At 62.8% G+C, this 15,000-nt stretch carries 12 protein-coding genes; 10 read left to right on the forward strand and 2 right to left on the reverse strand.

Features of this window, described 5'->3' with window-relative positions; genetic code table 11:
- Positions 1–5: 5 nt before the first annotated feature.
- From B058_RS0110085 to B058_RS17290, 10 genes are all read left to right on the forward strand, one after another.
- Positions 6–851, forward strand: coding sequence for an alpha/beta fold hydrolase (locus tag B058_RS0110085; protein ID WP_018508359.1), 846 nt, complete (start codon positions 6–8; stop codon positions 849–851).
- A 61-nt stretch (positions 852–912) separates the two neighbouring features.
- Entirely contained in the window at positions 913–2,667 is a 1,755-nt protein-coding gene (gene sdhA, locus B058_RS0110090; protein WP_026240819.1) for a succinate dehydrogenase flavoprotein subunit, read from the forward strand.
- The gene (locus B058_RS0110095) at positions 2,667–3,362 is read left to right on the forward strand and encodes a succinate dehydrogenase iron-sulfur subunit (protein ID WP_018508361.1); all 696 of its coding nucleotides are present in this window, start codon (positions 2,667–2,669) and stop codon (positions 3,360–3,362) included. The genes sdhA and B058_RS0110095 overlap by 1 nt, the downstream gene beginning before the upstream one ends.
- A complete protein-coding gene (locus B058_RS0110100; RefSeq protein WP_026240820.1) occupies positions 3,355–3,609 on the forward strand; it encodes an FAD assembly factor SdhE in 255 nt (84 codons plus the stop codon). The genes B058_RS0110095 and B058_RS0110100 overlap by 8 nt, the downstream gene beginning before the upstream one ends.
- Positions 3,606–4,895: a citrate synthase gene (gltA, locus tag B058_RS0110105; protein ID WP_018508363.1), complete on the forward strand. Its 1,290-nt coding sequence runs from the start codon at positions 3,606–3,608 to the stop codon at positions 4,893–4,895. Before B058_RS0110100 ends, gltA begins: the two co-directional genes overlap by 4 nt.
- Positions 4,896–4,925: 30 nt before the next feature.
- Positions 4,926–7,622 (forward strand): 2-oxoglutarate dehydrogenase E1 component, encoded by a 2,697-nt coding sequence (locus tag B058_RS0110110; protein ID WP_018508364.1) that lies wholly within the window; start codon positions 4,926–4,928, stop codon positions 7,620–7,622.
- Positions 7,612–8,691 (forward strand): dihydrolipoyllysine-residue succinyltransferase, encoded by a 1,080-nt coding sequence (gene sucB / locus B058_RS0110115; protein ID WP_018508365.1) that lies wholly within the window; start codon positions 7,612–7,614, stop codon positions 8,689–8,691. The genes B058_RS0110110 and sucB overlap by 11 nt, the downstream gene beginning before the upstream one ends.
- 23 nt (positions 8,692–8,714) lie before the next feature.
- Positions 8,715–9,578: an ABC transporter ATP-binding protein gene (locus B058_RS0110120; RefSeq protein ID WP_018508366.1), complete on the forward strand. Its 864-nt coding sequence runs from the start codon at positions 8,715–8,717 to the stop codon at positions 9,576–9,578.
- Positions 9,579–9,697: 119 nt separating this feature from the next.
- Positions 9,698–11,362 (forward strand): tetratricopeptide repeat-containing response regulator, encoded by a 1,665-nt coding sequence (locus tag B058_RS0110125; RefSeq protein WP_018508367.1) that lies wholly within the window; start codon positions 9,698–9,700, stop codon positions 11,360–11,362.
- Positions 11,359–12,012 (forward strand): sensor histidine kinase, encoded by a 654-nt coding sequence (locus B058_RS17290; RefSeq protein ID WP_018508368.1) that lies wholly within the window; start codon positions 11,359–11,361, stop codon positions 12,010–12,012. The genes B058_RS0110125 and B058_RS17290 overlap by 4 nt, the downstream gene beginning before the upstream one ends.
- A 31-nt stretch (positions 12,013–12,043) precedes the next feature.
- Here the strand turns inward: B058_RS17290 and B058_RS0110135 are convergent, their stop codons facing one another.
- Together B058_RS0110135 and B058_RS0110140 are read right to left on the reverse strand one after the other, a co-directional pair.
- Positions 12,044–12,388 carry a hypothetical protein gene (locus B058_RS0110135; protein WP_018508369.1) on the reverse strand — a complete coding sequence of 115 codons (345 nt, stop codon included), beginning with the start codon at positions 12,386–12,388 and terminating at the stop codon, positions 12,044–12,046.
- Positions 12,389–12,510: 122 nt separating this feature from the next.
- Complete coding sequence (locus tag B058_RS0110140; protein ID WP_018508370.1) at positions 12,511–14,982, reverse strand: EAL domain-containing protein; 2,472 nt, start codon at positions 14,980–14,982, stop codon at positions 12,511–12,513.
- Positions 14,983–15,000 lie beyond the last annotated feature (18 nt).

The following is a 15,000-nucleotide window of genomic DNA, read 5'->3' on the forward strand; positions in this document are numbered from 1 at the left end:
AAGCCATGCTGCATCGTGTGCTGATCATGTTGTTCTGTCTCTGCATTGCGCCTGCCTCGGCCGACACCTTGAATACACCCTCGGGTCTCGTCACGCAAGCCATGGTGTATGGCGAATCGAGCAAGCCGCTTGCCCTGGTGTTCATTCATGGCAAGGGTTCCGAACCGGATAAACCCGACTACAAGTCGCTGTACGCGAAACTGAATGAAGCGGGCTATCAGGTCATCGCGCCGCGTATGCCCTGGGCCGGAGAACACTGGGCCGGCACCCTGTCCCAGGCCATGGAGGTCATCGACGCCGCGGTGGACCTGGCGGCAAAATCGGGCCGCAAGGTGGTGGTGGGCGGACACAGCTACGGCGGTATGGCGGCCATTCTGTATCGTCCGGCCAATCCGCCCGCTGCCATGGCGGGGAGGTTCATGCTTGCCCCGGCCGGCATGATCGATCTGGCAAAGAAGAGTCAGGACGCCGTGGCACCGGCGATCGCCGAGGCAAAACAGATGCTTGCCGAGGGGCGTTCGCGGGAAACCACGCGCTTTTCCGTGACCAATGTGGGCAAGGGCAACCGCGTCTTCACCGACACCGTGATTGCCACGCCCGAGGCCATGCTTTCCTACCATGATGTTGCCGTGTTCCCCAGCACCCGCGCCGCGCTGGCGCAAATTCGCCAGCCGGTTTTCTGGGCGGTTGGCGAGGGCGATCCCATCCCCTATAACCGCCAGCCCCTGTATGGCCTCATTCCTGCCGATGCAATGAATGTCTACCGCGAACTGCCTGGCGGCCATGTGGACATGCTCGGACAGACAGCCGAACCGCTGGTGGACTGGCTGGGCAAGCTGGGATTGCGATGAACCAGCGAAACGGATGGCTATCGGATTGCGGATTGTGCGCAGCGCAGGCGGTGGGGCCGGCATGAACACGCGCCGTTTCGATGCCCTCATCGTCGGCGGCGGCGGCGCCGGCCTGCGTGCAGCGCTGCAGCTGGCGCGCTCGGACTACAAGGTCGCGGTGGTGTCCAAGGTCTTCCCGACGCGCTCGCACACCGTGTCGGCGCAGGGTGGCATCACCGCCGCGCTCGCCAACGTCGACGACGACCGCTGGGAATGGCATATGTACGACACGGTCAAGGGCGGTGACTGGCTCGGCGACCAGGATGCGATCGAGTTCATGTGCCGCGAAGCGGCCACGGCCGTCTACGAACTCGAGCACATGGGACTGCCGTTCTCGCGCCTCGACAACGGCAAGATCTATCAGCGTCCCTTCGGCGGCCAGTCGAAGAATTTCGGCGGCGATCAGGCCACGCGGACCTGTGCCGCCGCCGACCGTACCGGCCATGCGCTGCTGCATACGCTGTATCAGCAGAACATCGCTCACCGCACGCAGTTCTTCGACGAATACTTCGCGCTCGACCTGGTGCGCGACGCCGAGGGCTATTGCCTCGGCGTCACCGCGATGAGCATCGAGACGGGCGAGCCACTGCTGATCGAGGCACGCGCCACACTACTTGCCACCGGCGGGGCAGGGCGGGTGTTCTGGAACAGCAGCAACGCCATGATCAACACCGGAGACGGCCTCGGCATGGTGCTGCGTGCCGGCCTGCCGCTGCAGGACATGGAATTCTGGCAGTTCCATCCCACCGGCATTGCCGGCGTCGGCTGTCTCATCACCGAAGGCGTGCGCGGCGAGGGCGGCTACCTGCTGAACAAGAATGGCGAGCGCTTCATGGAGCGCTATGCGCCGCATGCGAAGGACCTCGCCGGGCGCGACGTGGTGGCGCGCGCGATCGCCATCGAAATCGCCGAGGGACGCGGCTGCGGGCCGCGTGGCGATTACGTCGACATCAAGCTCGACCACCTGGGTGAAAAAACCATTGCCGAGAAACTGCCCGGCATCCGCGACCTGGCGATCCGTTTCGCGGGCGTCGACCCGGTCGAGAAGCCCATACCCGTCGCACCGACTGCGCACTACATGATGGGTGGCATTCCCACCAACCTGTATGGCCAGGTCGTCGCGCCGGCGCGCTTCGGTCCGGAAGAACCGGTACCGGGCCTGTATGCCGTCGGCGAGTGTGCCTGTGTGTCGGTGCACGGCGCCAACCGCTTGGGTGGTAATTCGCTGCTCGATCTCATCGTGTTCGGCCGCGCCGCGGGTTTGCACATGCTGGAATACTTGCGCGACAATCCCTATCCACGTCCCTTGCCCGAGAATGCGGCCGAGGCCAGCCTGGCACGCTTGCAGCGCTGGGACCAAGCCGGCAGCGAGCGCGTGGCGGCGATCAGCGACGACTTGCGGCGCCTGATGCAGACCCATGCGGGCGTATTCCGGACGGATGCGGTGTTGCGCGACGGGCTGGGAAAACTGAATGAACTGGAAGGCCGTCTGGCGCATGCCGGTTTGCAGGACACCAGCCGGGTGTTCAACACTGCACGCATCGAGGCACTGGAGCTGGAGAACCTGATGGGCGTGGCGCGGGCGACGCTGGTATCGGCCATCAGCCGGACCGAGAGTCGGGGTGCGCATACGCGCGAGGACTTTCCTGTGCGCGACGACGAACACTGGCTGAAGCACACGCTGTATTCGCAAGAAGGGGATCAGGTGGACGCCAAGCCGGTGCGCCTGAAGCCCCTGACGGTCGAGTCGATACGGCCGAAGGAACGGGTGTATTGATGAAGTTCCGCCTTTACCGCTACCACCCAGAATCCGGCGAAAAGCCCCACATGCAGGACGTCGACCTCGACATCGACCCCGCCGGCAAGATGCTGCTCGACGCGCTGTTGGCGATCAAGGCGCAGGACGAAACGCTGTCCCTGCGCCGTTCCTGCCGGGAAGGCGTATGCGGCTCGGACGCGATGAACGTGAACGGCAAAAACCGGCTGGCGTGCATCACGCCCCTGAGCGAGCTCAAGGAACCGATCGAGGTCAGGCCGCTGCCGGGACTGCCGGTGATCCGCGACCTGATCGTCGACATGGAGCCGTTCTACAGGCAATACCGCTCGATCAAACCCTGGCTGATCAACGACGAACCCGAACCCGAGGTGGAGCGTCTGCAAAGCCCCGAAGACCGCGCGCTGCTCGACGGCGCCTATGAGTGCATCCTGTGCGCATGCTGCACGACCGCATGCCCGTCGTTCTGGTGGAATCCCGATAAATTCGTTGGCCCGGCGGGATTGCTGCAGGCTTATCGCTTCATTGCGGATTCGCGCGACGAGGCGACGGCCGCGCGGCTCGACAACCTGGAGGATCCGTACCGGCTGTATCGTTGCCGCGGCATCATGAGCTGCGTCGATGCCTGCCCAAAAGGCTTGAACCCGACCGAGGCGATCGGACGAATCAAATCGCTCTTGGTGAAACGCCGTGTCTGACGTGCTGGCCTGGCGTTGCAGACGCGGGTTGCTCGAACTCGATCTCTGGCTGAGTGGCTTTCTGGCGGCGCACCGCGCTACACTTCAGCCTTGCGAGGCCGCTGCACTGGAACGGCTGCTGGATCTGCCGGACATGGAGATAATCGACCGGCTGCAAGGCCGGTCGCCCGCGGGCGATGCCGGACTGGAAGCGCTTGTACAACGCCTGCGACACTTTCAGGCAGCAACACTTTTGGAATCACGATGAAAAAAACCGTCACCCTTACCTTCAGCGACGGCAGCCCTTCGATCGAATTGCCGATCGAGCAAGGCACCTACGGCAAGCCGGTCATCGACATCCGCGCGCTGGGTGCGCACGGCTATTTCACCCACGACCCCGGCTTCACCGCCACGTCGAGCTGCACATCGGCCATCACCTACATCGACGGCGACGAAGGCCTGCTGTATTACCGCGGCTACCCGATCGAGGAACTGGCCTACAAGTCCGACTACATGGAGGTCAGTTATCTGCTGCTTCACGGCGAGCTGCCGACAGCCGAGCAGAAAATGGCGTTCGAGCAATCGATCCGCCACCATACCCTGCTGCACGACCAGATGGAAAACGTGTTCCGCGGTTTCCGCCGCAGCGCGCATCCCATGGCGGTGATGATCGGCGTGACAGGGGCGATGTCGGCCTTCTATCACAGCGGGCTGGACAATTTCAATCCGGCGCATCGCGAGATCGTTGCCCATCGGCTGATTGCGAAGGTACCTACTGTCGCGGCCTGGGCCTACAAGTTCAATGAAGGCCAGCCTTTCGTCTATCCGCAGAACCGCCTGGGCTATGCCGAGAACTTCATGCACATGATGTTCTCAAGTCCGTGCGAGGAGTATGTGCCGAACCCGGTGCTGGCACAGGCGCTCGACCGCATCTTCATTCTGCACGCCGATCACGAGCAGAACGCCTCGACCTCGACCGTGCGGCTGGCTGGTTCGAGCGGCGCCAACCCCTACGCCTGCATCGCCAGCGGCATGGCCTCGCTGTGGGGGCCGCTGCATGGTGGTGCCAACGAGGCGGTGCTGCGCATGCTGGAGGAGATGGACGATGTTTCCAAGATTCCGGAGTTCATCAAGCGCGCCAAGGACAAGTCCGATCCGTTCCGCCTGATGGGCTTCGGGCATCGCATCTACAAGAACATGGATCCGCGAGCGGCGATCATCCGCCAGACCTGCTACGAGGTACTGGACGAGCTTGACCTGCGCGACGACCCCCAGTTCAAGATCGCGCTCGAACTCGAGCGCATCGCGCTGGAAGACGAGTATTTCATCGCCAAGAAGCTCTACCCCAACGTCGATTTCTACTCGGGCATCATTTTCCGCGCCATGGGTATTCCCACCAGCATGTTCACCGCGTTGTTCGCCATGGCCCGCACCGCTGGCTGGGTCGCGCAATGGCACGAAATGCTGTCCGATCCTGCGCACAAGATCGGACGCCCGCGCCAGCTTTACACAGGCTCGTCCCGGCGTGAATTCGTTCCGATCGAGCGGCGCTAGGCCTCAGGGCATATCCGGGATCGATTGGCCATGAGCGCGCCCGACTGGCATCCGACCTCACCGCTGTATGCAGGCAATGCGGCGTATCTGGAGCAGTTCGGCGACGCCGCCCTGGCGCCCTGGCTGACCCAGCCGTTGCCGGGCACGGCAGCCGGATCGGATGCCGCGCAGGTTGCGGTGTTGCGCCTGATCAATGCCTACCGCTACCTGAGCGTGCGGCAGGCCGACCTCGATCCCCTGCGCCGTTTCGAACCCCCGCCGACGCCCGAACTCGACCCTGCGCACTATGGCCTGACCGAGGCCGACCTGACGCGCGAATTCGAAACCGGCTCGTTGTTCGGAGTGGAGCGCACCACGCTGGGGAATATCCTGCAACGTCTGAACAACGCCTATTGCGGCCATGTCGGTGTCGAATACATGCACATCACCGATGTCGCGCGCAAACGCTGGCTGCAGGAGCGCATCGAATCAGCGCAGGGACGCTTCGGGGTGTCGATCGACCTGAAGAAGCAACTACTCAAGCGGCTGACCGATGCCGAGACGCTGGAAAAATTCCTGCATACCCGCCATGTCGGGCAGAAGCGCTTCTCGCTCGAGGGCGGCGAGAGCCTGATCCCGTTGCTCGACCAGGTGATTGCGCGTTGCGCACGCCATGGCGCCAAGGAAATCGTGATGGGCATGGCGCACCGCGGGCGCATCAACGTACTGGCCAACATCATGGGATGCTCGCTGGAAAGCCTGTACGAAGAACCGCGCAACAGCTATCCCGATTCGCCGCTGTCGGGCGACGTCAAATACCATCAGGGTTTTTCCTCCGACATCGCCACGCCGTACGGGCCCGTGCACCTGGCGCTGGCATTCAACCCTTCGCATCTCGAAATCGTGCATCCGGTCGTCCGCGGCTCGGTGCGTGCGCGTCAGGATCGGCGCGGCGACGTGCTCGGCTACGAGGTGGTGCCGGTGATCCTGCACGGCGACGCCGCGCTGTCGGGGCAGGGCGTGGTGATGGAAAGCCTCAACATGTCGCAGACGCGCGGCTTCCGGAACGGCGGCGCGATCCATATTGTCATCAACAACCAGATCGGCTTCACCACCTCCGATCCGCGCGATGTGCGTTCTACCCTGTATTGCACCGACGTCGCCAAGATGGTCGAAGCGCCGGTGCTGCACGTCAACGGCGACGATCCCGAAGCGGTCGCCTTTGCCGTGCAGACGGCGGTGGATTTCCGCTATACCTTCCACAAGAACTGCTTCATCGACCTGGTGTGCTACCGTCGCCATGGCCACAACGAACAGGACGAACCGCTCGCCACCCAGCCACTGATGTATCGCCGCATCCAGGCCCATCCCAGCACGCGCGTTCTGTACGCCCAGCGGCTGGTCGACGAAAGCGTGCTGTCCCAGGCGCAGGCGGACGATCTGGTGGACGTATGCCGCGAACGGCTGGAGCATGGCGAATCGCTGAGTTCGCCGATCCTGTCCGATTTCAAGGCGACCTATGGCGTGGACTGGGGCCGTTTCAAGCATGGCGACCCTGGCGAGGTGCCGACTGCGATATCGGCCAGCCGGCTGGATTTCCTGGGCGAGCGCATCACCACGCTGCAACATGAAATCGAACTGCATTCGCGGGTGCAGAAGGTGCTGGATGACCGTCGCAGGATGCGTGCGGGCGAGCTGCCGGTGGACTGGGGCTATGCCGAGAATCTGGCCTATGCCAGCCTGCTGGACGTCGGTTACAACGTTCGGGTGTCGGGCCAGGATTCGGCGCGCGGCACCTTCTTCCACCGCCATGCCGTGTGGCACGACCAGAAACGCGAGCGCCGCCAGAGCGGCGTCTATGTGCCGCTCGAACACATCCACGGCAGACAGGGCGATTTCACCATCATCGATTCGCTGTTGTCGGAAGAAGCCGTACTGGCGTTCGAGTACGGCTATGCCACGGCCGATCCCGACACGCTGGTGGTATGGGAGGCACAGTTCGGCGATTTCGCCAACGGCGCGCAGGTGGTGATAGACCAGTTCATCACCAGCGGCGAAGCCAAGTGGGGACGCCTGTGCGGCCTGACGCTGATGCTGCCGCATGGTCTGGAAGGGCAGGGACCCGAGCATTCCTCCGCCCGCCTCGAACGCTACCTGCAACTATGCGCACAGGAGAACATCCAGGTCTGCGTGCCGACCCTGCCGGCGCAGATGTTTCATCTGCTGCGACGGCAGCTCGTGCGCCCGGTCAGGAAGCCGTTGGTGATCATGAGCCCCAAGAGCCTGCTGCGCCATCCCGCCTCCACATCGTCGCTGGCAGACCTGAGCGATGGCGCATTCCTGCCGGTCATCGACGATCCGCGTACCCCGCGCGAAGCCAGACGCGTGGTGGCGTGCAGCGGGCGTGTGTGGTTCGATCTCGAGGCGGCGCGTGCGGCACGCGGGCTGGACGACATCGCGCTGGTCCGGGTGGAGCAGCTCTATCCTTTCCCTGAAACCGCCTTCCGTGCCGTCCTCGAGGCCTATCCGCAGGCCGGGACATTCGTCTGGGCACAGGAAGAACCGATGAACCAGGGCGCGTGGTACCAGACCCTGCATCACCTCAATCATTGCGCGCCCGGTGGCCGGCGCTTCCACTATGCCGGACGGCCCCCGGCCGCCGCACCGGCGTCGGGCTATGTATCCCGCCACCGGGCGGAACTGGAAACCTTGCTGAACGATGCGCTGGAGACATCCTATGAAGCTTGAGGTGCGCGTCCCGACCCTGTCCGATTCGGTCGCCAGCGGCACCCTGCTGCCCTGGCGCAAGCAGGTGGGCGAGGCAGTGACCCGCGACGAAACCCTGGTCGACCTGGAAACCGACAAGGTCATCCTGGAGATCCCGGCCCCGGCATCCGGCACGCTGGTCGAGCTGCGCCAGCCCGAAGGTGCCGTGGTCAAGGCCGACGAGGTGGTGGCGGTAATCGAGACCGGTGAGAATACGGTGCCGCCTGTTGCCGCCGAGAAACCCGTCCAGCCGGCCGTCCCTGCGGCAGCTGTGCCGACACTCGCTGCGGTGCCGCCCGCGCCCGCCATGCCGTTGCCCGCTGCGACACCGGCGGCGGCGTCAGCTACGCCGGGCACAAGCCGCCGCGAGCCCATGTCGCGCCTGCGCAGCCGCGTGGCCGAGCGTCTGGTCGCGGCACAGCACACCGCCGCCATGCTGACCACCTTCAACGAAGTGAACATGCAGCCGGTGAACGAACTGCGCCAGCGCTTCAAGGCCGAGTTCGAGATCAAGCACGGCGTCAAGCTCGGCTACATGTCGTTCTTCGTGCGCGCGGTATGCCAGGCGTTGCAGCAGTTTCCCATCGTCAATGCCGCCATAGACGGCACCGACATCGTGTGGCAGGGCGACGCCGACATCGGCATCGCGATCTCCAGTCCGCGCGGACTGGTGGTACCGATTTTGCGCCGCGCCCAGACGCTGTCGTCCGCTGAAATCGAAGCGGCCATCGCCGACTTCGCCCGCCGCGCGCGCGAGGCGAAGCTCACCCTGGAGGAACTCAGCGGTGGCACGTTCTCCATCACCAACGGCGGCGTGTTCGGTTCGCTGCTCTCCACACCCATCCTCAACCCGCCGCAGTCGGCGATTCTGGGCATGCACACCATCCAGGAGCGTCCCGTCGCGGAAAACGGCCAAGTCGTGATCCGCCCCATGATGTACCTGGCGCTGACCTACGACCACCGGCTGATCGACGGACGCGACGCGGTGCAGTTCCTGGTGGCGGTGAAAGCCGCACTGGAAGCGCCCGATGCGCTGTTGCCGGCGGTCTGATGTCTAGCCCGGAATTGGATGACATGGCGGTTGCTTTCGAACACGATGCGTCGGCTCCTCCGGCCCGTACGTTGGTCGAGGTGCGCGACCTGCATTTCTCGTACGACAACAATGCCGTGCTGAAGGGGATCAATCTTGCGATACCGAGTGGCAAAGTCGTCGCCATCCTGGGCGTCAGCGGCTGCGGCAAGACCACGCTGCTGCGCCATCTCGGCGGCCAGCTCAGGCCGTCGCGCGGCAGTGTGGTGTTCGACGGCCAGGTCGTCCATGAACTCGACAACGCAGGCCTGTATGCGATGCGGCGGAAGATGGGGATGATGTTCCAGGTCAGCGGCTTGTTCAGCGATCTGTCCGTGTTCGACAACATCGCCTATCCGATGCGCGAGCACACTGACCTTCCGGAGGATGTCATCCGCGACCTGGTGCTGATGAAGCTGCACGCCGTCGGTCTGCGTGGCGCCCACGATCTTCGCACCAGCGAACTGTCGGGCGGCATGGAACGGCGGGTGGCGCTCGCCCGGGCGATTGCACTCGATCCCCGGTTGATCATGTACGACGAACCTTTCGCCGGCCTCGACCCGATTTCGCTCAATACCATCGCCAACCTGATCCGCCGACTCAACGATGCGCTCGGCCTGACCTCGATCGTGGTGACCTACGATGTGTCGGAATCGCTGAAAGTGGCCGATTATGTCTATTTCATCCATAACGGTGTGGTGGTGGCCGAAGGGGAGGCTTCTGCAATGGAAGACTCGATGGATCCTTTCGTTCATCAATTCGTCCATGCGGAACCAGACGGACCGGTGGCTTTCCAGTACCCGAGCAGGCCTTATGGGGAGGAACTGGCGCTTGCCGTCCAACCGACCGGGATGAAATCCGCTTCCTAGCGCGTTCCGGGCTGTCTGGGGTTCAGTTGGACAGAAAATCGTCGTTATTCCACTCAATAAACCCATTCAATGGAAATCCAGGTGGAAAACGCTGATTATTTATGCGAAAAGGCCCGGAAATGAGCCAGCTGCCAGCACAGGACAGCGATACCTTCATCGACTACGGTGCCCTGCGCGCGCTGGTGGTGGACGATTCGCCAGGTATGCGCAATGCCCTGCGGCTGACCCTGTCCAACTTCGGGATCACCAAGATCCAGATGGTGGCCAATGCCGCCGAGGCCATCTTCCAGATCAAGAACCGTTCCTATGATTTCATCCTGTGCGACTTCAATCTGGGCGTGGGCCGCGATGGCCAGCAACTACTGGAGGAGTTGCGTCACGGCAACCTGATCTCGCTGGAGACCGTCTTCATGATGGTCACGGCGGAATCCTATTACGAAAAGGTGGTCGCCACGGCCGAGCTGGCGCCGGATGACTACATGATCAAGCCCTTCAGTGCAGAGCTGCTGTGCAGCCGGCTTACGGGCATCCTGTTACGCAAGCGGGCATTCCGGGACGTCTACTGGCATTTCCAGGCACAGGACCTGGAGGCCTCGATCGCGGCCTGCGACGCGCTCATTCACAACAAGCCGAAATATGCAGTGGATGCCTTGCGCTTCAAGGGCGAGCTGCTGGTTGCACTCGGTCGTTTCGAGGAAGCCGAGGCCTTGTATCAGCAAGTGGTGTCGATGCGTGCCATTCCCTGGGCACGCCTGGGTCTTGCCCGGGCACTGCATCTGCAGAAGAAAAACGAGGAAGCCGAGGAAGAACTGCGCGACGTCCTGGAACGCGCGCCTGAAATGGTCGCCGCCTATGACCTGCTCTCCGACGTCTGCCTGGAGAAGAAGGATGTGGCCGCAGCGCAGGAAGCCCTGGAAAAGGGCGTGGCCATCTCGGCCAAGACGGTCCGCAGGCAGCAGAAACTCGGGGAAGTCGCCTATGGAAACGGCGATCTCGACACCGCCCGTACGGCATTCGACAATGTGCTGGAGAAAGGGCGCCATTCCATTTTCGTGACGCCCGCTGACTTCGGCAATCTGTGCCGGGTGCAACTGGAGCAGGGCGACCTGGAGGCTGTGGCCGATACGCTCAAGAAGAACAAAAGCACGCTGCAGGCAAATCCGGAAGGACAGCTTGTGATGGCGGTCACACAGAGCATCGCGCATACCCGGACCGGCAACCTGTCGGAAGCAGCCAAGGCGCTGTATGCGGTGGCAAGCCTGCGGGCCGACGGTACGCGCGGGGATGCGCAGCTGATGCTGGATCTGGCCGGTGCCTGCATGGCCAACGGCCGCAATGAGGAAGCGGACGCCGTGGTCGCCGAGGTGGCGCGCAACGCGCACGACAGCGAAGCGCTGCTGGCGAAAGCGAAGCGGCTCTACGATGAAGCTGGACGGACGGATACCGGCACCAGCGTCCTGGCTTCGGCGACCGGCGATGTGCGCAAGCTCAACAACGAAGGCGTGGTGCTGGCGCAGCGCGGCGACTACAAAACCGCCGTGGAGAAATTGCTGACGGCCTGCAACGAAGCGCCCTACAACCCCCGCATTCTCATGAACGCCGCGTGGGTGATCCTCAAGTACATCGATCAGGTGGGTATGGACGAGGCCATGATCGAGACCGCACGGACCCAGCTCAGGGAAGCGGAGCGCCAGGCGCCCGGCCACTCGCGTCTGGCCGGGCTGCGTCTGCAGATGAAAGATGTGGAAACCCGTTTCGGCATCCAGCGGAAGGCTGCCCGATGAAATTCGACGGCACCGATTTCTACGCGGCGCTGATCCATGAACTGAAGAACAATCTGGGCGTGCTGTCGATGACGCTCGAGCGCATCCCGCTGCTGGGCGAAGCGGAGCACGACGCCTCGGTCGATTCGGCCCGGCTGTTGTGCCAGAACGTGGTCGATCGGCTGCATCAGGCGCTGCTGATCTACAAGGCGGCCAATCAGCCGATCCATCCCGTGCTCGATGCCTATTCGCCGCATGATCTCGTTCAGGAAATCGCGGCCAGCGCAAAGGCCCTCGCGCACGGTCGCCTGCATGTCGAGACGGCGATCGCCGGCGGGACGCCCATACTTTGGTTCTTCGATCGCGACCTGGTCGAAATGGCCCTGGTCAACGCCATCCATAATGCGCTGGCCCATGCGCGATCGACCATCCGGATCGAGGCGGAAATGGATGCAGACTGTTTGGCCCTGCGCGTGCGCGATGACTCGCCGGGCTATCCCGAACATATTCTCGAGAGCGTGGCCGATGGACGGTCGTACGCCGCCACTGGAACCGGTCTGGGCCTGCAGTTTGCCAGACTGATCGCGCAAAGCCATGACAACCGGGGGCGCCTGGGCGAACTGCGGCTCAACAATGACCCCGGTGCGGTTTTCAGCCTGCTTTTGCCTTGAGACGGGCGGGAGACAGTCCCCAGTCTGCGCGCTACTCTTCCAGCAAGGTTACCGTGGCTTCGGCGGTCGTACTGTCGATGTCGAGCTGCACCACGCAATATTCGGTCTGCTCGTCGATGGGCGTCGGGTCGTCCGCGCAACTGCAGCCGGCAATGATCCCTGTGTAGAAAATACCCGCCTTGGCCCGGATCAGGCCGGCTTCCTCGTTCACGCTGATGATCATCGCCTGGAAGGGGCGGTCAGTCACGTAGCTGCTGGACGACAAGCCCCGCTGTAACGGGAGCCATTCGGCATCCAGTTGTTCGATTTCCTGCTTGAGGACAGTCTGGAACGCGGGGGTGTTCCAGACACGCAAGGATTGAGAAAACTGGCTCATGGGCGTTGCCTTCTTCGAATAAGGGACATGGAGCACGTCGCGGGCGGCCGCCCATGCATCACATCATGCGCACAAGCGGAACGAGACCGTTCCAGGCGTGAACGGGCATTGTCCGCCCAAGACTAGTCTCCCGGCAACTGCTGCGGGTTATGGCCGGCGATGAACGCGGCGGTCTTGTCCGCCGATATGGGACGGCTGAAGCAATATCCTTGGATGATGTCGCACTCGTGCGATCGCAGAAAGCCGATCTGCTCATTGGTTTCGACGCCTTCCGCTACGACCTCGAGCCCCAGTTTGTGGCCGAGCGAAATGCTGGCTTCGGCAATTGCCGAGACGTTGTCGTCTTCCCAGGAATCCGGCATGAAGGTACGGTCGATTTTCAGGACGTCGAGCGGAAAACGTTTCAAATAGGCCAGCGAGGAATAGCCCGTTCCAAAATCGTCGATGGCGAGACGCACGCCCAGTGCGTCGAGTGCGGCCAGGATTTCGCTCGTGGCCTGCACGTCCTGCATGGCGGTGCTTTCGGTGATCTCGAGTTCGAGATGATGCGGGGGAACGCCTTCGTCGCGAAGAGCCTGCCGCACCCGATCCAGCAGGGCCTGTTCCCGGAATTGCCGGGCCGAGACGTTGACCGATATTCGTACGGGAGTGAGGGCCGCCTCGTGGAATTTCCGGTATTGCTCGCACGCATTGCGCAGCACCCATTCTCCCACGGGAACGATCAGTCCCGTTTCTTCCAGCAAGGGGATGAAGTCGTCGGGCGACACGAGCCCATGTTCGGGATGCTGCCAGCGCAACAGCGCTTCCGCTCCGGCGATCTTTCCGGTGCGCAGGTCCAGCTGGGGTTGGTAGTGGAGTACAAATTCCCCGCGATTGAGCGCGCGCCTCAGGTCCGTTTCCAGCGCCAGCAACTCTTCTCCGCGGGCGTTCATTTCAGGCGCGTAGAACTGGTACTGATTTCGTCCGTTTGCCTTGGCCCGATACATGGCCGCATCTGCATTCTTCAGCAGCGTTTCCGGATCGTGGCCATCATGGGGATAGATGGAGACTCCCATGCTGAAAGCAGCATAGACGTCCTGCCCGGCGATGAGGATTGCAGTCTCGAATGCCTCGCGTACTTTGTGCAGGATGGTCAATATGCCGTTGGAATTGGGCAGGTCGCCGATCAGGATGGTGAACTCGTCCCCCCCGTAGCGGGCCACGATATCGTTGGGCCGCACGCAGTTTCTGAGGCGTTGCGCCACGTGGCGTAGCAACGCGTCACCGGCAGCATGTCCCAGACTGTCGTTGATGCGCTTGAAATTGTCGATGTCGAGGAACAGCACCGCGGTCTGCAAGCGACCGCGTTGGGCGCGCGCCAGTTCGGTCGACAGATGCTCCTCGAGCAGCAAGCGATTGGGGAGTCCGGTCAGGGCGTCGTGGGTTGCCTGGCGTTTCAGTTCGTGTTCAAAGTGTTTGCGTTCGCTGATGTCGCGCGCAATGGTGGAGAAAAAGCCCGCTGCGCCGTTCGAGCCGCCGTGGGCGAGCACGACCTGGGAGACGGCGATCTCCCGGCCATCGGCGCTATTGACCATGCTTTCTCCGTGCCATACGCCCTCGCGCCGTGCCGTGGGGAACGCTTCCATCAGAATCCGCTGAGTGGCCCATTCGGGATGGCAGTCGGCGATGTACCGCGCACTGACGTCCTCGTCATCCGGTAACCCCAGCATGGTCCGTCCGGCCCGGTTCAGATAGCGCAGGCGTCCCTCGTCATCCATGATCGCGACAAAATCTGTCGTGGCTTCGAGGATTTCCAGCAGCTGGGCCCGCTTCTCTTCCGAGCGTATCCTGTCGGTGACATCCCGACCCGTCGAGACGAAGCTCGAAATCTGCATGGCGCTGTCGAACAAGGGAGTGATGGTCTTTTCTTCGTAGAAGAGCGCACCATCCTTGCGGCGGTTGACGAGCGTTTCCTGAAATACGCCACCCGCAAGAATGGTGTCCCACAGGTTCCGGAAGAATGCCTCATCATGGTGCCCCGACTTGATCAGGGACGGCGAGGTGCCGATTGCTTCTTCCGCGGTAAAGCCTGTGAGCCGTTCGAAGGCCGGATTGACGTACTGGATTTTACCTTGCGGGTCGGTGATGAACACGCTGTCGGCCGCCTGTTCCACCACAAGCGAAAGCCGACGCACAGCCTGTTCGGCAATGCGTCGCTCGCGCCGGACCCTGGCATCGGAAAGCTCCCGGTATATCGCAGGCACCAGGCGGGCCAGGCTGCCCTTCATGACGTAGTCCTGCGCGCCTGCACGCATGCCGATGACCGCAGTGTCTTCACCGATGGTGCCGGAAACGAAAATGAAGGGAATGTCGGGATCGTGGCGCTTGACGACATCGAGCGCACGTGCCCCGCTGAAATAGGGCATCGAGTAATCCGAGAACACGATGTCCCATTTCTGTTCGAGTGCCTTCAGCAGTTCGGCCTCGGTGTCCAGGCGCTGCCATTCAAGGCAGAAGTTGGCGCGTTGTAAATACTCGACCAACAGCAGGGCATCGTCCTCCGAGTCTTCAACGATCAGGGCGCGTATCGCGACATCGCTGCTCGTTTCATTCATGATGGCTTCCCGCGGACC

Origin of the sequence: Thiobacillus thioparus DSM 505 (assembly GCF_000373385.1) — a bacterium.
GTDB lineage: Bacteria > Pseudomonadota > Gammaproteobacteria > Burkholderiales > Thiobacillaceae > Thiobacillus > Thiobacillus thioparus.